The sequence below is a fragment of the Gordonibacter pamelaeae 7-10-1-b genome, from assembly GCF_000210055.1.
GTDB classification, from domain to species: Bacteria; Actinomycetota; Coriobacteriia; order Coriobacteriales; family Eggerthellaceae; genus Gordonibacter; species Gordonibacter pamelaeae.
Genome location: NC_021021.1, coordinates 3,434,702 through 3,452,597, shown reverse-complemented (window position 1 = coordinate 3,452,597; position 17,896 = coordinate 3,434,702). Strand labels below are relative to the sequence as shown.

At 66.7% G+C, this 17,896-nt stretch carries 14 protein-coding genes; 5 read left to right on the top strand and 9 right to left on the bottom strand.

From position 1 onward, the window contains the following. The 5 genes from GPA_RS15865 to GPA_RS15845 form a co-directional block, all read right to left on the bottom strand. Positions 1-678 (bottom strand): MFS transporter (locus GPA_RS15865; RefSeq protein ID WP_041239805.1); only part of this gene is annotated, 678 nt, incomplete at its 3' end. Positions 679-710: 32 nt separating this feature from the next. Continuing rightward, on the bottom strand, positions 711-2,024 hold the full coding sequence (locus GPA_RS15860) for an MFS transporter (protein ID WP_015540490.1): 1,314 nt from the start codon (positions 2,022-2,024) through the stop codon (positions 711-713). A 115-nt stretch (positions 2,025-2,139) separates the two neighbouring features. Further along, complete coding sequence (locus GPA_RS15855) at positions 2,140-2,481, bottom strand: 4Fe-4S dicluster domain-containing protein (RefSeq protein WP_114568837.1); 342 nt, start codon at positions 2,479-2,481, stop codon at positions 2,140-2,142. Beyond that, the gene (locus GPA_RS15850; RefSeq protein ID WP_015540489.1) at positions 2,481-5,018 is read right to left on the bottom strand and encodes a molybdopterin-dependent oxidoreductase; all 2,538 of its coding nucleotides are present in this window, start codon (positions 5,016-5,018) and stop codon (positions 2,481-2,483) included. The genes GPA_RS15855 and GPA_RS15850 overlap by 1 nt, the downstream gene beginning before the upstream one ends. Before the next feature lie 165 nt (positions 5,019-5,183). Further along, the gene (locus GPA_RS15845; protein ID WP_041239804.1) at positions 5,184-6,524 is read right to left on the bottom strand and encodes a response regulator transcription factor; all 1,341 of its coding nucleotides are present in this window, start codon (positions 6,522-6,524) and stop codon (positions 5,184-5,186) included. 745 nt (positions 6,525-7,269) lie between these two features. Here GPA_RS15845 and GPA_RS15840 point away from each other — a divergent pair. From GPA_RS15840 to GPA_RS15830, 3 genes are all read left to right on the top strand, one after another. After that, positions 7,270-9,693 carry a molybdopterin-dependent oxidoreductase gene (locus GPA_RS15840; RefSeq protein ID WP_015540487.1) on the top strand — a complete coding sequence of 808 codons (2,424 nt, stop codon included), beginning with the start codon at positions 7,270-7,272 and terminating at the stop codon, positions 9,691-9,693. A gap of 9 nt (positions 9,694-9,702) precedes the next feature. Continuing rightward, positions 9,703-10,053, top strand: coding sequence for a 4Fe-4S dicluster domain-containing protein (locus tag GPA_RS15835; protein ID WP_015540486.1), 351 nt, complete (start codon positions 9,703-9,705; stop codon positions 10,051-10,053). 63 nt (positions 10,054-10,116) lie between these two features. Next, positions 10,117-10,416 (top strand): hypothetical protein, encoded by a 300-nt coding sequence (locus tag GPA_RS15830; protein WP_015540485.1) that lies wholly within the window; start codon positions 10,117-10,119, stop codon positions 10,414-10,416. Between the two features lie 115 nt (positions 10,417-10,531). Here GPA_RS15830 and GPA_RS15825 read toward each other — a convergent pair whose 3' ends face one another. The 3 genes from GPA_RS15825 to GPA_RS15815 all read right to left on the bottom strand — a co-directional run bounded on the left by GPA_RS15825 (position 10,532) and on the right by GPA_RS15815 (position 13,296). Next, positions 10,532-11,539: a uroporphyrinogen decarboxylase family protein gene (locus GPA_RS15825; protein ID WP_041239803.1), complete on the bottom strand. Its 1,008-nt coding sequence runs from the start codon at positions 11,537-11,539 to the stop codon at positions 10,532-10,534. 76 nt (positions 11,540-11,615) lie between these two features. Further along, a complete protein-coding gene (locus GPA_RS15820) occupies positions 11,616-12,620 on the bottom strand; it encodes a uroporphyrinogen decarboxylase family protein (protein ID WP_015540483.1) in 1,005 nt (334 codons plus the stop codon). Between the two features lie 130 nt (positions 12,621-12,750). Then, complete coding sequence (locus GPA_RS15815) at positions 12,751-13,296, bottom strand: cobalamin-dependent protein (RefSeq protein WP_197533115.1); 546 nt, start codon at positions 13,294-13,296, stop codon at positions 12,751-12,753. 246 nt (positions 13,297-13,542) lie between these two features. Between GPA_RS15815 and GPA_RS15810 the strand changes: the two genes are divergently transcribed. Both GPA_RS15810 and GPA_RS17635 read left to right on the top strand, forming a co-directional pair. Next, entirely contained in the window at positions 13,543-15,090 is a 1,548-nt protein-coding gene (locus GPA_RS15810) for an ASKHA domain-containing protein (protein ID WP_015540481.1), read from the top strand. Continuing rightward, positions 15,087-15,719, top strand: a complete 633-nt coding sequence (locus GPA_RS17635; RefSeq protein WP_231847679.1) for a DUF2284 domain-containing protein — start codon at positions 15,087-15,089, stop codon at positions 15,717-15,719. The genes GPA_RS15810 and GPA_RS17635 overlap by 4 nt, the downstream gene beginning before the upstream one ends. Positions 15,720-15,895: 176 nt before the next feature. Here the strand turns inward: GPA_RS17635 and tig are convergent, their stop codons facing one another. Further along, on the bottom strand, positions 15,896-17,209 hold the full coding sequence (gene tig, locus GPA_RS15800; protein ID WP_015540479.1) for a trigger factor: 1,314 nt from the start codon (positions 17,207-17,209) through the stop codon (positions 15,896-15,898). Between the last annotated feature and the right edge of the window lie 687 nt (positions 17,210-17,896).

The window sequence follows — 17,896 nt, the reverse complement described above, 5'->3', positions numbered from 1 at the left end:
GGGAAGCCCCGGGTGCCCGCCCGCGCGTTGCCGCCCGGCCCGGCCGTCCCGCTCGTCCTGCCCGGTCCAGCCGTACGGCTTCATCCCCACGTCCTCGGGACGCAGCTTGAACACGAACAGCGTCCACGGCAGCACGAGGAGCGCCATGACGACGGCCGCCACGAAGTAGGCCTCGCGCCATCCGAGCCCTTGGATCAGCAGGGTGAACACCGGCCCGAGGACGGCGCCGCCAATGCCGGAGAACGACATGGCCACGCCCAGCGCCAGGCCCTTGTGCGACTGGAACCAATTGCCGATGAGAATGGGCGTGGGCACGACGAAGATGAAGCTGCCCGCCAGGCCGAACACGATGCCCGATATCCACCACTGCCAGGGCTCGGAATAGAGCCCCATGGCCGCCACCGCGGCAACGACCAACGCGAACGACACGCTCAGCACGCGGTTCACGTTGTACTTCGTGATCCACTTCCCCACTACGGGCATGGCGAACACCGTGGCGATGAAGTAGAACGTCAGGTACATCGAGAGCTCCGAGCGCGAGAAACCCAGGTCCTCGCACACCGGCACGAAGAACACCCCCGCGGCGTCCAGCACCGCGCCCAAGCCGCCCGCCTGCATGAAGCAGCACCCTATCAGTATCAGCCATGCGTAGTGAAACCGTGGTCTCGCCGCCGTCATGAGCTACCACCTCTCCTTTGCCGGGAAAACCGCTACGAGCGGCTCTTCTCGGGCTCGCCCTCCTCGGTCCACTTGCCGCGGAACTTCTTAGCCGTGGTCGCAGCTACCACGATCACCGCCGCGATGACGATCTCGAAGCCGATGCCGCAGCCGTAGGCGGCCTGGAACCCGCCTGCCAAGGAGGCCACGAGCGCCACGAACGTCGCGCCCAAGCCGCCCAGCACGGCGATGCCCATGTTCAGGTAGGAATAGATCTTCGCGTAGTCGCGGTCGCCGTAGCAGTGGCGCGTGAGCAGCGGGAGCCCTACCGACATCATGGCGTCGCCCGTGCCGATGCAGAAGCCGGCGATGAGCATGGGCACCTGGTTGTCGCCCATCATGAACACCATGAGCGCGAAGCCCGCCATGCTCACCACGGCGAAGGCCACCATGGAGTTCATGATGCCGATCTTGTCGGAGAGCGTGCCCAAGGTGATCTTTCCGAGGATGTTGCCCACCGCAGCTGCCGATATCATGGACGCGCCCAGAAGCGCGAGCTCGGTGCCGCCGACGGACTGCACGGCCGTGGGCATCATGGACTTGTAGCCGCCGCCAAGCGAGATGAGGCAGGCAGTCACGAAGATGCAGTAGAACGCGACGGTGCCGAGGGCGAACTTGCCGGAGACGCCGCTCTTCTTCGCCGGCTCCTGGCCTGCTGCCGTCTCCTTCTCGATGCCGTACTGCGCGAGCCCCACGTCCTCGGGCCGCGTGCGGAAGAAGAGCACGGCAGGCACCAGGATCAGCACGGCGGAGATGCCCGCCTCCACGAAGAACGCGGACTGGTAGCCCATCGACTTGATGAGCCCGGCGAACAGCGGCGACCATACGAACGTGCCCACGCCGGTGAAGGCCGAGGCTATGCCGAGGAACTTGCCGGCCTGCTTCGGAGCGAACCAGTTGTTGATCAGCACCGACGGCCCCACGAGGAAGATGATCGGGCCGGCAAGGCCGAGCAGCACGCCCGAGATGTAGATCTGCCACACCTCGCCCCACACGCCCAGCAGCGCCACGGCCGCCACGACGCACACGCCGCCGGCGCCGAACAGCACCCGCGCGTCCACCCTGTCGAACAGGCGGCCGGCGAACGGCAGCCACACGAGCATGACGTAGGAGTATACGGTCATGAGCAGCGTCACCTGAGTCACATCGGGCTTGCCCTCGGGCGTGACCAGGCCGAACTGCAGCGCCATCGGCACGAAGAAGTTGCCCATGACGTTGAGCACCAAACCCATGCCGCCGGCCATCATCATGCACACGCCAATGAAGACGAGCCAAGCGCGATGGAACCCCTTCTTTTCTTCTACCATTTCAGTTACCTTTCCCTTGCAGATTACGAGTAGAACACCGAAGACCCCCGCGCATCACCCCCTTCCCGTACCCGCCGTGCCCGCGCACCCGGCACGGGCACGGCCTTCGAGGGGCTCAGCGCGTGAGCAGCGCGCAGCGCGACGTACCGTCGATCTTGCGCGCCAGCTCCTCCACCTCGCCGTAGTACATACACCACGCCTGGCAGTGCTGCACGCACATGGGCAGCTTGCCCGCGTCCGTGCGCTCGGCGCACATATCGCACGCCTTCGTGAGCACGGGGAGCCATGTCCACTCCCAGCGGTCCTTGTTGCCCTCGGCGCCCGAATACTCGAACGGCCCCGTCTCGGTGAGCTTGATGCCGAACTCCCCCGCCGGCAGGCCAAGGTGCTTCTTGCAAGCCACCTCGCAGGAGTGGCAGCCCGTGCAGAACTCGTAGTTGACCAGAATGCCCTTCACTAGAATCTCCCTCCCTCGCGCGTCGTGTTGTCGGTCGTCCACGCGAACGGCTGCCCCGCCACGTAGTCGCTGCGGAACCCGCCCAGCTTCGTGACCACCTCGCCAGGCGTTGGCTCGTCCACGTCGTCGGTGCACTTGTATATCTTGCAGACGATGCTCTTGAGCGGGTTGCCGATACCGCCGTGGCCCGTCTCGTAGGAGGCGGTGAGGTTGTTGATGTTGCACTCGAACGCTCCGTACAGGTGCGGGAACGCCGGCTCCTGCTCGGGGAACCACCAGCCGTGCTCGGCATGGATGTAGCGCGGGTTGAGCGTCGGGTCGATGGTCACCTTCTGGCGGCAGCGCCCCTCGGTGTTCTCGATCCATATCCACTCGCCCTCGGCCAGGCCGTACTCCTCGGCCGTCTGCGGCGACACCTTTACGAGCGGCATCGGATGGAACTCGCGCATGGTTGCCTGCTGGCGGTTCTCCGAATGGAAGAACTCGTAGGAGCGCGAGCCGTTGATGCAGATGAACGGGTACTCTTTCTTGAACTCGGGGTCGGTGAGCCACCGCTTGGCCGAAAGCGACTCCACGTGCTCGGCCAAGGGAGGGATGCCCCAGGCGCCGAACGTGGCGTACGGCACGAGCTCGATGCGCCCGGTGGGCGTCGCGAAGCCGGGCAGGCCGTCGGCGCGCAGCAGGCCCTTCTCGTACTTGCGGTACGTGGCGCAGAAGTCGTCGTACTCGTAGCCGCCCTTGCGCACGAGCGCGTCGAACGAGCATTCGCCGTCGGCATGGTGCTTCTTCCAGAAGTCGGTGTGCACGTCCTCCACTTCCACCATGCCCGCCTTCGAGCGGCCGGCGCTCTTGTAGCTCTTGCCGGTCTCGGGATCGTAGAGGTTGAAGCCCACATCCAGGTAGTCCTGCAGCAGCGCCTCGAGCGTGGGCCAGCGCTTCTGGAACAGCTCCGGGTTGAGCTTGTTGCCCAGGGCCACGATGAGCTCCTCGTCGGACTTCGCCTCGTACCATTCGCTCACGGCCTTCATGGCGCGCAGCGGCGTCCACCACACGCGCATCGAGTCGCGCTCGGCCGTGGTCTTGAGCGGCAGGAAGATGTCGGCGTAGGCCACCGCCGTGGGCGTCAGGTACGGGTCGGCCACCACGCAGAACTCCACGTTCTGCAGCATCTTGTGCACGCGCGGCGCCGCCGTGGCCGAGCAGGCGATGCCGTTGGAGCCCTGCGACCAGAACATCTTGATGGGGTACGGCTCGCCCGTCTCGAACGCACGGTTCACGGCGTCGCAGTCGGCCATGCCGATGAACTGCACGCATCCGGGATGCACAAGGTCCACCGTGAGCTTCTTCGCGAACGTGTCGGGATCGCAGTAGAGCTGGGCCGTGGCGTAGCCGGGATTGATCTCGAAGCCGTTGCGCACGAGGATGTTCGTGCCCGGTTTGTCGATGTTGCCGCACACGCTCATGAGGTTCGACACCGTCTGGCACAGCTGGATGGAATCGACCTGCGTGTCGAAGGCGAGGCCCCACTGGATGGCGCCGCGCTCGGCGCCCGCGTAGAAGCGCGCGGCTGCGGCTATGTCCTCCGCCGGCACCTGGCAGATCTCGGCGGCCCAGTCGGGCGTGAACTGCGCCACATGCTCTTTGAGCTCGTCGTAGTAGGCGCACCAGCAGTCAACGAACTCGTGGTCGATCAGGTCCTCGGCCGTGATCACGTTGAGCCACGCGAGCGCGAGCGCCAGGTCGGTGGCCGGGCACAGCGGCAGCCAGTACGCCGCGCGGGCTCCCCACCAGGTGAGCTGCGGGTCGATGGAGATGAACTCCGTGCCCATCTGCATGCACACGTTCAGCCAATGGCCCAGGTAACCGTCCGCGTTCGAGCGCAGCGGCTCGCAGCCCCACACCACCACGACGTCGGGACGCTCCCATTCGGGGTTCGCGTAACGGTCGGCATGGCCCTCGGAGGCGTCCACAATGGGGAAATCGCCGATGCCGGCGGCCGTGCCGCACGTGCGCGGCAGGTAGCACGAGTACCCCGAGAAGCCGATGGCGCCGATGTTCGGCGTGCCGAGGCACGCCCCGCCCAGAAACGGCACCCAGGACGAGATGTTGCGCCCCGTGCCATGGTTCACGAAGATCGACTCGCGGCCGAAGCCCGCCTCGTCGAGGTTCTCGTGTATCCAGTCGGCAATCTCGTCGAGCGCCTCCTCCCAGGTGATGCGCTCCCACTTGTTCTCGCCGCGCTCGCCCGCGCGCCGCAGCGGGTACTTGGGGCGGTCGGCGTAGTTCACGCCCTCGGCCAGGTTCAGGCAGCGCATGCACAGACGCCCGTTGGCGCACGGGTCGAGCGGGTCGCCCTCCACGCGCTCCAGCTTGCCGTCCTTCGTGTACATGAGCACGCCGCACGAATCGTGGCAGCCGGGCGCCGAGTACGTGTAGGTACGCGTGACGGTGTAGCCGTCCTCCTCCCACTGCCACTCGCCCTCGTGGTAGGCTTCGCGGTCGATGCCCTTGAGGAACTCCCCGTAGTCGAACAGCATAGGCCCTCTCTCCTCTCTCGTCTCGGGCTTGGCGCGACGTGCGCCGCGCTTCGGCCCTCGATGCGAACGATAGGAAAAAGCGCCGTGCGTTTCATGAGGTGGGAGACGCTAAACCGCAGAGTAAGGTCTGGAGGATTAGGGCCGTGGGCGGGGCGGCGACCGCGATCAGGCCCGGTCGTCCAGGATGTCCTGCAGCATGTCCCCGGCGGCCGCCACGTCGGTGTCCTCCACCAGGTCCATGAGCTCCTGGCGCGAGTGGACGCCCGTCTTCTGGTAGATGTTGTAGATATGGGCCTTCGCGGTGTGCGACGATATGATGAGTTTCTCGGTGATGTAGTCGGCGTTCCTGCCCTTCGCCAGCATGCCCAGCACCTCGCGCTGGCGATTCGACAGGCCGTAGGTGCGGGCGACGATCTCGCACTTTATATGGAAGATGCCCGGGCGAGCCACCGCGCCCTCGCCTGTCGCAGGCTCGGCACCGTCTTCGCCCGCCGCCTCGAGGCGGCGGATCGGCGCGCCGCCGGTCGTGGTGGAGCCGGCGCCCTCGTCCGTCGCGCCATCCGCACCGCGCCTGATGCGCGTCTCGTCCGGGTAGTTGTCCTCGGTCATGACGAACGACGCCGAGAATATCACCAGCATCATGAACACCACCACGACGGCAGCAGAGGTCGTCTCGTAGGTGAAACCGCCCATCCCCTCAGAGGAGAACCCGAAGAACGCCAGCGCCATGCCCACCGCGACCCCTGCGAGGCAGATGAGGCGACCGAACGAGAACGCCCTGATGGGCGACAGGTCGCACAGCGCCACGTGCTTGCACATGGCCGACAGCGAGCAGGTGATGGGGAACAGCGACCCGCAGAGCAGCAGGACGGCGAACACGAACTTGAGCGCCGGGGGCGCGAACATGAGCGGGAACGCCACCACCGCGGCGAACGGGAGGAAGAACCGCATGGTGATCGTCTCGTTCACACGGTTCTTCCGACAGGCATCGACCAGGAGGAACGCGCACGTGCCCACCACGAGCACCTCGGCGATCGCATAGGCCCATGAATGCACGGACTCGGTTGACAGCAGGCAGCCCAACCCGAACCCGGCAGCCATGCCCGCCGTTGCCGTGGCCAGGTACGATCTCCACGCCACGCGGTTGCGCGCGTCCGACGTCCTTCGGTCCACCACCGGCTGTCGGCCCAGATGGAAGAATGCGAACACGCAGGCGTAGGCCGCGAACGCCACCACCGGGAACACGAGCGCGAAGAAGAATCCCATCTCGGCGCCCGCAAACAGCAGACCCGCGCACGCCGCGAGCGCGCAGCAGAAGATGCCCAGGACGTAGGTCTTGATGGACACGTGGAAGTTCAGGCACACGAACTCCCCGTACAGGCCGTAGACCAGGCCGAAGCCAGCTCCCAGCAGCACGGACGAGAAAAGCGTCCACAAGCCGGACAGCGCAAGCCACAATCCCGCCGCCCCGGCCGCCGTGCAGACGAGCGCCAGGGCGTACTGCACCCGCCTGCGGCGCGAGAAGAAGTCCGAGAGGGCCCAGTGATGGCCAACGCCGCCATGGCGCCCAGCACGAAGCAGAGATGCGGCCCGCCCGCCGCCCCCGCAGCGGCGGCGGAGGGGACGAAGGCCGACGTGCCCAGCATGAGGAACGCCCACCCGTAGCAGGCGACGGTTCCCACCAATCCGATGAGCATGCGCGGATTGACGAGCAGCCACTGGTCCTTGCCCTCGTCGCCCATGAGCTCGCGCACAAATTCCGTACCGTGATCCAGCTTCAACGATTTCAACCCCCTGAAAGTCATCGCCGAACTACCGCCCGACCCCTCGCGCCTTCGGGCCTGGCGGGCGCCCGAAGGCGTCCGCACATTATATCATGACCTCGCAATCCTCCGCAAACCGCTCATAATGGCGCCCTCTCCGCCGCTCCCCGCCGTCGTGCCCAGCATAAACCACCCAAGCCCCGCACCCGCGAAGATAAGGCATGGGGTATTAGGCTCGCGCCGAAGATAAGGCGCGCCTTCGCATGGCGTCCCGCTGCCACCGCACCTTCCGCGTGCACTCTCTTCCGCGCTCCCGCGTGCCCGGCACGGGGCTTGGCGAAATCAGGCGCCACGCCCCACGGCGCCGCGGCCCGCCGCGTCGAAATAGGAAGCCCGACGGCATGCCGCCCGCGAGCGTCCTCCCTAGAATCTCGGGTATGCGACAAGCCCGCGAGGCCGCGGGCCGCATGGGACGAGAAAGGAGCACCATGGCCGACTACCGAGAGTTTCTGGAAAAGCTCGACCGCAAGGCCTACCACGAAGGGGAATGGCAGTGGCAGGAGGACGGCTACACCGTCACCCGCACGACGCACTGGTCGCCGCCGGGCTGCCACATGGGCTGCGGCGTGCTGCTGTACACGAAGGACGGCAAGCTGGAGCGCGTGGAGGGCGACCCGCTGAACGCCGTGGCCAACGGCAAGCTGTGCATGCGCTGCCTCGACCTTCCCGAGGCGGTGAACCACCCCGACCGCCTGAAGTACCCCCTGCGCCGCTTTGGCGAGCGCGGTCAGGACCGGTGGGAGCGCATCAGCTGGGACGAGGCCTACGACGAGATCACCGAGCGCGTGCTCGCCATCAAGGAGGAGCACGGGTCCGAATCCATCGTGGTCGTGCACGGCACCGGCCGCAACATCGGCTGGCAGGTCCCCTACTTCGCGTCGGCCTGCATGGAGACGCCGAACGTCTCCACATTCGGGTTCACCGGCTTCGCCTGCTATCTGCCGCGCATGATCGGCACGTCGGCGAAGTACGGCGACATGATCATCGTGGATGCCTCGCAGGCCCACCCCGACCGCTACGCGAACCCCGATTGGCAGGCGCCCGGCGTCGTCCTGGTGTGGGGCAACGAGCCCATCAAGTCCAACGCCGACGGCTTTTTGGGCCATTGGCTCGTGCAGTGCGTGCAGATGGGCTCGAAGATCGTCTCCGTCGATCCGCGCCTCACCTGGTGGGGGGCCCGCGCGGCGTACTGGCTGCCCGTGCGGCCCGGCACCGACGCCGTGGCGGCCATGGCGCTGCTCAACGTGGTCATCGAGGAAGACCTCTACGACCATGACTTCGTGGACCGCTGGTGCTACGGCTTCGAGGCGCTCGCCGAGCGCGTGGCCGACAAGACGCCCGAGTGGGCCGCGCCCATCTGCGAGGTGGACGCCGAAGCGCTGCGCGGCGCCGCCCGCCTCATCGCCACGTCGTCGAGCTGCGCCTGCCAGTGGGGCCTCGCCTTCGAGCAGCAGATCGCCGCGCTCGGCGTGACCGAGGCCGTGGCCGACCTCATGGCCATCACCGGCAACATCGACAACCCGGGCGGCAACGCGCTGTACCGCTGCGCCTTCCTCATCGAGAAGCGCTACGGCCTGGGCGACGAGTACATCGATCCGGAGGTGTACGCCAAGAAGCTCATACCCGCCACCTCGGGCATCAACGAGTCAAACATCGTTTCGTGCGCCGACACCGACGCCATCCTGGCAGCCATCGAGACGGGCGAGCCCTACCCCATCCAGATGTTCTGGATCCAGAGCTCCAACGCGCTGGCCTGCGCCTCCATGGACCCGGCCCGCACGCGCGCAGCCCTCATGAAGGTGCCGTTCATCGTGGTGGCGGACCCGTTCATGACGCCCACGGCCCAAGCGGTTGCCGACATCGTGCTGCCCGTGGCCATGAGCTGCGAGCGCAATTCCTGCCGCACCTGGTGGACGCCCGTGCGCACCATGGTGAAGGTGACCGACTACTACGAGGCGAAGTCAGACGAGCAGATCTGCCTCGAACTGGGAAAGCGCATCAAACCCGAGCACTGGCCGTGGGCCGACGACAAGGAATGGTGCACCTGGTACCTCACCGACCAGCTGGCGCCCGGCGGCACCGAGTACGACCGCACCTGGGAGGACACGGTGCAGAACCCGAGCGAGAACAGCTGCAACGGCACGGCGTACTGGGACTGGGACGCCACGTACCATAAGTACGAGAAGGGCATGCTGCGCCCCGACGGCCAGCCGGGCTTCAACACGCCTACCGGGCGCATCGAGCTGTGGTCGTTCGGCTACGACCACTGGGGCGTCGACCCGCTGCCCTACCACATCGAGCCGCCCGAGAGCCCGCTCTCCACGCCCAAGACCTTCGAGGAGTTCCCGCTCATCCTCTCCGGCGGCGGGCGCTCCTTCGAGTTCTTCCATTCGGAGCACCGCCAGCTGCCCACCATGCGCGAGTTCCACCCCGACCCGCTCATCATGGTGAGCCCGGAGGACTGCAAGCGCTTCGGCGTGCGCGACGGCGCGTGGATCTGGGTCGAGAACAGCCGCGGCGCCCGTTTCAAGCAGAAGGTGAAGGAGACCATTGAGGTCATGCCCGGCCGTGTGCATGCCGAGCACGGCTGGTGGTTCCCCGAGCAGGACGGCGCCGAGCCCAACTTCTACGGCACGTACGACTCGAACCTCAACAATATGACCGAGGCGTTCCGCACGGGACAGGGCGGCATCGGGTCCGCCATCAAGAGCATGCTCTGCAAGATCTACCCCGTGCAGGAAGGCGACGTGCTCCCGCACGAGGTCATCGCCGAGAAAGGCAACTTCGCGCCCTACGAGCCCGGCAAGCCCTACCAGCCGGTCGAAGAGCCCGTCGTCACGGTTATGAGCTAGGAGGCTCGCATGGAAGGCATACTGGTCAACTACGAGTACTGCACGGGCTGCCACTCCTGCGAGGTGGCCTGCCGCAACGCCCGCGGCCTCGCGGCCGGCGAGTTCGGCATCAAGCTCGCCGAGGTGGGACCCTACCGCTACGAGACGCCCATCGACGCCGACACGCCGTATGAGTGGGTGTACAACCCCACCCTCACGAAGGCGTGCGACCTGTGCGCGGAGCGTACCGCCGCAGGCAAGATGCCCGCCTGCGTGCAGGCCTGCCAGGCATGGTGCCTGTACCACGGCGAGGTGGAGGAGCTCGTGCGGAAGATGGACGGCAAAACCCGCTGGGCGCTCTACACTCCCGCAGGAAAGTAACCGCAACCGATCGCCGGCCCCCTTGCCCCGGCGGCAAGGGGGCCTCACGTAAGGAGGGACATCATGGAGATCAACCTGACCATCAGGGGCGAGGAGAAGTTCCGCGCGTTCGTCGAGGAGCACGCCCTTATCGGCTACGATGCCGCGAGAAGCGACCTCGAGGAGCAGTTCCTCGCCGACGAGAAGGCCGGCCGCTACGTCCTGGCGCCCGAGAAGGCCAAGGACGGCCAAGAGCACGTGAAGCCCTGCATGGGCGTGTGCCTGGCCTACGACGCCCAGGGAACGCAGCTCGGCGGCGGCAAGGCCTACCTCGACAAGGGCCAGGAACCGGCCCGCAAGGACCTCACGATCGTGTTCATGTAGGAGCATCGCGGCTCCCTGCCGGGCATTCCGCATGCCGGGAACCCGAACGTGCGACGGCCGCCGTCCCCCCCTGGGACGGCGGCCGTCGCTTTCCTCCTGCCAAACTTGCGCAGCGCTACGAGGGCCGCTGCCCCGCCTCCAAAATCGGGTGCTCCCGCGCCCATCGCCTGCCGTACTTCTCCAGCTCGTCGTTCACGACGGCATCGTTCCATGCGCGGAAGCACTTGCCGCTCGGGATGGAAGGGTAGAAGCGCCCTGCCGGGCAGTACGCGTCGATGGCGCGGCGCACCTCCGCCCTGATCTCCTCCTCGCCGATGTGCTCGATATCCACCGCCGGGGCGTCGATGCCGCCGATGATGGCCAGCTCGCCTCCCGTCCTCTCCTGAATGGCGGGGAGGTCGTTCTGCGGTATGGCCCCCTGCCAGATGTCGATGCCTATCTCTACCATGTCCTCCACTATGGGTTCGCAGATGCAGTCGGCGTGGTGCACGAACAGCATGCCGCACTCATGCGCCGTCGCCACGATCTCGGCATGCAGAGGCTTGATCAGCTCGCGCCACACGGTGGGCGGCAGGAACAGGTTCTGCTTCGATCCCCAGTCGTCCTGGAAGAACACCACGTCGGGCTGGAACTGGCGCGCCGCCTCGCGTAGGACGGCAATCTTGTAGTCGGCTATCTCGCGCAGCATGTCCGCCATTTCCTCGGGCTCCTCCAGATAGGCGCAGAACGCGTCCTCCATGCCCATGAGGAAATGGGAGCGCTCGAACAGCCCCTGTGCCGAGAAGAGCCCCACGAACCGCTCGCTGCGGTCCGCACCGGCGGCGAATTCCCTCGCCGCGCTCCAGTCGAGCCCCTCGAGCGCGGGCACCTTCAGCTGCTCGCGCCATGCCGTGACGTCTTTCACCACGGCGTTCTCCGGCGTGACATGGGGGTGCTTGCCGGGAGAGCCGGGCAGCTTCACGCATACCGTGCCCCAGCTGTCCCGATGCTCCAAACCGTCGTCGGGCACGCTATCCGCCGCGAAGACGGGGTCCGGCGCGAAGTCGAGCGCCGCCATGAAGTCGCCGTAGTAGTCCGGTTGCTCCCGGTTGAATATCGCCATCATGTTCTCTCTGGGTTTCATGTGTCCTCCTCGTTTGAAAAGCCGCATCTTCCGGTTACCTGCAAGGAAATCCTCCTCGAAGCCCCGCCGTCCCGCCCTACCGTGCGTAGAACTCGTCAACGGCAGCAAAGAACGCGTCGATGTTCTCCAGAGGTGCCATCGGCGGCACGTCGCACCCGGTGGAGATCACGAAGTTGGGATAGCCCGCGCATGCCTCCAGCACTTCGAGCGTCGCCGCGCGCACGGAGTCCGGCGTGCCGTTGCGCAACTGCTCGGCGGGGGCTACGTTGCCCATGGCCACACGGTCGGCGGGAACGAGCGGCATCACGTCGGCCATGGAGATGGCGTTGCCGAAGTGGAAGGCGGCGGCGCCGGTGTCCACGATGGAGTCCATCATCTTGGGGACCCCGCCGCCGCAGTTGTGGTAGACCACGGCGAACGAATCGGTTTGCACCTCTTTCACGATGCGGCGCACGTAGGCCGAGGAGAACTCCTCGGCGAGATCGGGCGACAGCAGGCCCGCAAGCGGCTCGGCCAAAACCACGCCGTCGGCGCCCGCCGCGCGGAAGGCGTCCGCGTAGGCGGCCACGAACTCGGCGGCCTTCTCGAGCACGGCATGCACGAGCTCGGGTTCCTCGTAGCACATCACCATGACCTCGGACACGTCCATGAGCCGCCCTGCCAGCGAGAACGGGCCTATGGCACCGGCGAGCACCGGGCGGTCGTCGATCAAGGGAGCCACCTTGGCTATGGCCTCCACGTACAATCCCGTGCGCCCTACACCCACCGCGGGCACCACGATGCCGCTGGGGTCGGTGTCCTCGTCGACGAGCGCGCCCACCACCGTGGGAACCTCGTCATCGCTTACGACCGTCTCCGCTCCGAACGCCTCCGCCTCCACGGACAGATCCATGAACGACACCGCGGCCGCTGTCGGATACCTCTGCGCAACAAGGCGCATGGCCTCAGCCTGGCAGTCCGACGACCCGATGAGGTCGCGCACCGAGATGCCCATCAGCTGCACGGCCGGAAACGAGAGCACCGGCAACGCCTTCTTCCTCTCCGTCGCAATGATGCCGGAGAGCCACTTCCTCATATCCATGGGATACTTCCCCTCCTTCCGGGCACGCCGCCCATCTTTTACGCGCCCACCAGCTCGGCGGCCTTGACGGCGGCCGCGCCCGCGTCGGGCGTGTACGCATCGGCGCCCACCTCGTCGGCATACGCCTGCGTCACCGGGGCGCCGCCGACATGACCTTCACCTTGTCACGCAAACCCGCCTCCTCGATAGCCCTGATAGTCGCTCCGATCTCGGGCATCGTGGTGGTGAGCAGCGCCGAGCAGCACACGATGTCGACGTCGTCGTGCTCCTGCAGAAAGCTCACGAACGCCTCCGGCGCCACGTCTACGCCCAGATCCGTCACCTCGAAACCCTTGCCCTCTATCATCATGCGCACGAGGTTCTTGCCGATGTCGTGCATGTCGCCCTTCACCGTGCCGATGACAGCCTTACCCAAGGGCTCAGCCCCCGCCTCGGCAAGATGCGGCTTGAGCACCTCGGTACCCGCGGACATGGCACGGGCGGCCACCAGCATCTCAGGCACGAACGCTTCGCCAGCGCTGAAGCGATCGCCGATGACGCCCATGGGGGCGATGAGCCCCTCGTCGAGGATGGCCTGGGCCGCCACCCCCTCGTCGAGCGCCCGCTGCACCAGCGGACCCACCTCCTTTCTCTTGCCACGCATCACCGCACTGGCTATTTCCTCGGTCGTTGTCATGAAAGCCCCTCTTCCTCTCGTAGTAGACAGTCGATCGCCTCAGTCTAGGAAGACGCGGCGAAAAGGGCATGGGGCGAGATTGCTTATTTCGGCCGTTCGGCCGTTCGGCCCCGGGCCGTGCATCAGGCCCGGTACCCGAAGTTGACCTTAGGGGCCATACGACAGTGCTTATCTTGGGTTTGCGAGCTCCCGATGCCCGCCCCTATGCGCTACCATGCACCTCCCAAGAAGGAATGGGGGGATCATATGGACGTGATCGTGCACGGTCAGGACGGTGACATCAGACTCATCGAAGCGGAGGCGGGACAGACCCTGCTCGAGGCCCTGCGCGAAGGCGGCGAGGCACTGCTCGCCCCATGCGGCGGCATCGGCACCTGCGGGAAATGCCGCGTGCTCGTGCGCGATAAGGCGGGCACGAGCTATCGCCTCGCCTGCCGGACGAACGTGGCGGCCGGCATGGAGGTCCTGCCCGACGATCTGGGAACCTTGCCGGTAGCCGGAAGCGAGGCGACGACCGCTTCGGGGCCGGCGACACAGGGTGAGAGCGATCGCCGTCTCGGGCTCGCCGTAGACGTGGGCACCACCACGCTGGCGCTGCACCTGGTGGATCTTGACTCCCGGCTCATTGTGGCCAGCGTAGGCAAGGTGAACCCCCAGGTGGCGTTCGGAGGCGATGTGGTAGCGCGCATCGCGGCCGCCTCGGCGGCGGAGGGGTTGGAGGCTCTTTGCTCCTCCCTGCGCGGCGGGCTCGACGACGCGCTCGCCGCCCTCGGGCTCAGTGCGGGGCAAAGCGTCGGCTGGCAGGATCTCGAACGCGTGGCCGTGGCAGGCAACACGGTCATGGAGCACTTCGCCGCCGGCCTCGACCCAAAGCCGATAGACACCTTCCCCTTCGCGCCCTTCGCGCTCTTCGGGAACGAGTGCAATCTGTGGCAGCCGCACGACTGCGACGAGCCCCCTGTGCGCGCATACCTGGCGCCCGCCGTGGCGGGATACGTAGGCGGCGACGTGACGGCCGGCCTCCACATCTCGGACATGGCAGCCTCCCCTGCACTCCAGCTGTACCTTGACGTCGGCACGAACGGCGAGATGGCGCTCGGCAACAGCGAGCGCATCGTATGCTGCGCCACGGCGGCCGGGCCCGCGTTCGAGGGTGCCGGTATAACGCTGGGCATGCCGGCCCTGAGCGGTGCCGTAAGCGCCGTCGCGCTCGAAGGCGACGGACTCGCTATCGCAACCGTGGGAGGCGCCGAACCGGTAGGCATCTGCGGATCGGGGCTCTTAGACGCTGTCGCCTGCCTGCTCGAGCTGGGCATCGTCGACGAGACCGGGCGCCTGCTCGAAGCCGGGGAGGTCGGCCCGCGCCTCGCGTGGCGCCTGGGCACAGAACAGGAACAGCGGGTATGCTACCTCGACGCCGAAAAGCGCGTGTATCTCACCCAAGGCGACGTGCGCGGCGTGCAGCTGGCCAAGGCGGCCATAAGGGCGGGCATCGACACGCTGATGGACGAGATGCACGTCTCCTACGACGACGTGCGCCGCATCGCGTTGGCAGGCGGGTTCGGAGTGCACCTCAGCGCGGCGAGCGCGGCCCGCATCGGCCTTTTGCCCGCCGCCCTCGAGCACAAGGTCGACCTGCTGGGAAACGCGGCGGGGAAGGGGGCAGCGGCGGCGCTCTTCCCGGAAGGGCGAGCAGCCCTGGAGAGCGTCGCCGCCTCCTGCTCGCACGTCGAGCTCTCCACGAGCCCAACGTTCGCCGGCCTCTATCTCGACGCGATGGGCTTCGAGCCATGATGTGCGCAGTATGCGCCTGCCGCGATGCAGGCTGCACAGGTGAAATGGACGCCCGCAGGGGCGCCTTCGTCTGCGAGCTGGCGGCGCGGACCCGCAACCGGGGGTTCACCCACTACGGATGCACTCCTGCAACAAGCCTGTCCGTGAACCCCGCAGTACGCTCCCTGTGTGCGGAGAACCGCTGCCAATCCTATGGACGGAACTGGACGTGCCCGCCCGCGTGCGGAACCCTGGACGATTTCTCGGCAGCCTTGGCAAGCCGCTCCGTCGCACTCGTCGTGCAAACGGTCGGGCAGCTGGAGGACGAGTTCGATGTCGAGGGAATGATGGCGGCGGAACGGGTGCACAAGGAGCGGTTCGCGGTGCTTGCACAAGATGCCCTCGATGGCTTCAACACCGGCAGACAGGGGCTGGGATCAGGCATCCCTCGTCCCCTGCCCCTGTCTGCCGGCGCATGCACGCTCTGCACCACATGCAGCTGTCCCGACGCGCCCTGCCGCCACCCCGATCGCGCGCTCGTCTCGATGGAGGCGGCGGGCCTGATGGTCTCCGAAGCATGCGAGACGGCCGGCCTACCCTACTACCACGGCCCAGGCGCCATCTCCTACACCAGCTGCATCCTGCTCTAAGCACTTTCGCCAACTAGCCGCCCTACGCCCGCCCCCTCTTCGCCCAGCCCAAGGCGCGCGAGGGGAGTCATCCCGGCACATGCATCCATCCCCAGCCGGACGAGAAAGCGCGCGCGAAAAGCAAAGGAACCGGCCCAAGAGCCGGTTCCTCCCTCATAAACGATGCTGCCCTGCCGCTACTCGGCCGCGGGGGTCTCGTTCGGGTCCTTCACGGTGATGTCCGCGTGCTCGAGGAGCCACTTGTTCGCCTTGATGCGCTCGGCCGCCTCGCGCAGCGCGAAGCCGCGGCCCGACTCCTCCATCTGGCGACGCACGCCCTGGGGGTTCTGCGGGTTCATGGCAGCGCAGGCCTCCTGCACGTCCTCGTCGCTCACCACCAGGCCCTCGTGGCGGAACAGGGCGTCCAGCGCGTAGCCCTGCACGAGCATCTGGCGCGTCTGCATCATCATCATCATGTTGAACTGCTGCTCGCCGCCCTGCTGCTCGACGAACTGGTCCCACGTCATGTTCTGCTGCTCCACCTCGGCGCGCATGTTGTTCATGAGGTTGCGGGACATGGACTCGTACACCTCGTCGGCGATGCTGCCCTTGAAGCGCTTCGCCAGCTCGCCGGCGGCCATGTTGCGCTTGTAGTTCTCGTACTCGCCCGACAGCTGGCGGTTCAGGCCGCGGCGGATGTCGTCGCGCATGGCGGCCACGTCCTTGTACATGGGCATGAACTTCGCCACCCAGGCGTCGTCGATGACGGGGGCGACCTTCTTCTGGATCTCCTTGACCGTGACGGTGCACTCGATGGTCTCGACGATCTCGTTGCCCTCGTCGTCGATGCCGGGGCCCTCGAACGTGAAGGTCTTCGTCTCGCCCACGTCCATGCCGATGATGTTCTCGTCGAAGCCGTCGGGCATGAGGCCGGCGCCGGCGGAGTACGTGCGCGCGTCGGTGGTCAGGCCGGGCAGCTTCTCGCCGTTCTCGTAGGACTCCATGGCCAAAAGGCAGCTGTCGCCCTTGCGCACGGGGTGCGGGTCGTCGGCCACGAACTCGGCGTAGCGCTCGGCAACCTGGTTGATCTGCTCGTCCACCTGGCGCTCGTCGATCGACACCTCCTGGATGGTGATGGAGACCGGCTCGTAGGACGTCAGCTCGTAGTCCGGCTTCGGCGTGAGGTGCAGGCCGAACTGGAACGTCTGGCCGCGCTTGAGCGCCGTCTTGGGCTCGGGCTGCGGCGGGAACGCGGGGATGACGCCGACCTTGTCGATGGCGAACGGCACGAGGGCCTCGACCGCCTGGTTCATGACGACCGAGTCCAAGTCCTTGATGCCCATGCGCTCCTCGGCTGCCTGGGCCACCGTCTTGTCCTTCTCGGGGCGCATGCCCATCTGCTGGGCGAACGCGAGGTGCGCGTTGTTGAGCGCGTTGCTCACCTCGGCCGTCGAGGCAACGGCGTCGATCAGCAGGCGGCCGTCGTCGAGTTTCTTCTGCGTGACTTTCATCTTGGTTCCGTCTCCTTCTTACGAGCACTGCGGCACAGGGCGCCGGGTGGAGGCGGAAACGGCGTGCCGACCGCAATGCGATACGTGCAGAAACCGTGCACGGACGTTCCCCTCCAATACCTTGCTAGCTTGCAATTGTAACGCACATCGTCGCCCACCGCGACGAGATGCCCGCAAATATAAGGCGATGTCCAACCGGCTGCCCTCCGGGAAAAAGAGACTGCACGGCATGCGTTCCGCGAAGCCCAAGAAGGGCGAACGAGGCGCGGGAGGTCTATTCAGGGGGTTCAACCTCCGCGCCCGCGCGGCGCATACCGTGCAGCACGCCCCGTACTATACGGAAAGGCCGCTCCAAGTGCATTATACCAAGGGGCCTATTTTGCGCCCCGGCCTCATACCAGACGTACCAGATTCCCGGCCGCACGCGGGGAAACGCACGCCATAGGCCCTCTTGGAAGACCCCATCCGGCTCCGTCCCGCGTCCCTGCAACCACGCTGCCGCCGCACGCACGCCCCCGCTTCCACGGCGCCCGATACGACAAGACCCCCGGCAGAGAGAGGCCGGGGGTCTGCGTTCGCCGTTGAAGAGGAGGTCGGCGAAAGGGGATAGCTACTTGCCGGGGGTGCCGGGGGCGGCAGGGGGCTTCGGGGCGCCCGGGGCACCGGGAGCCTTCGGGGCGCCGGGAG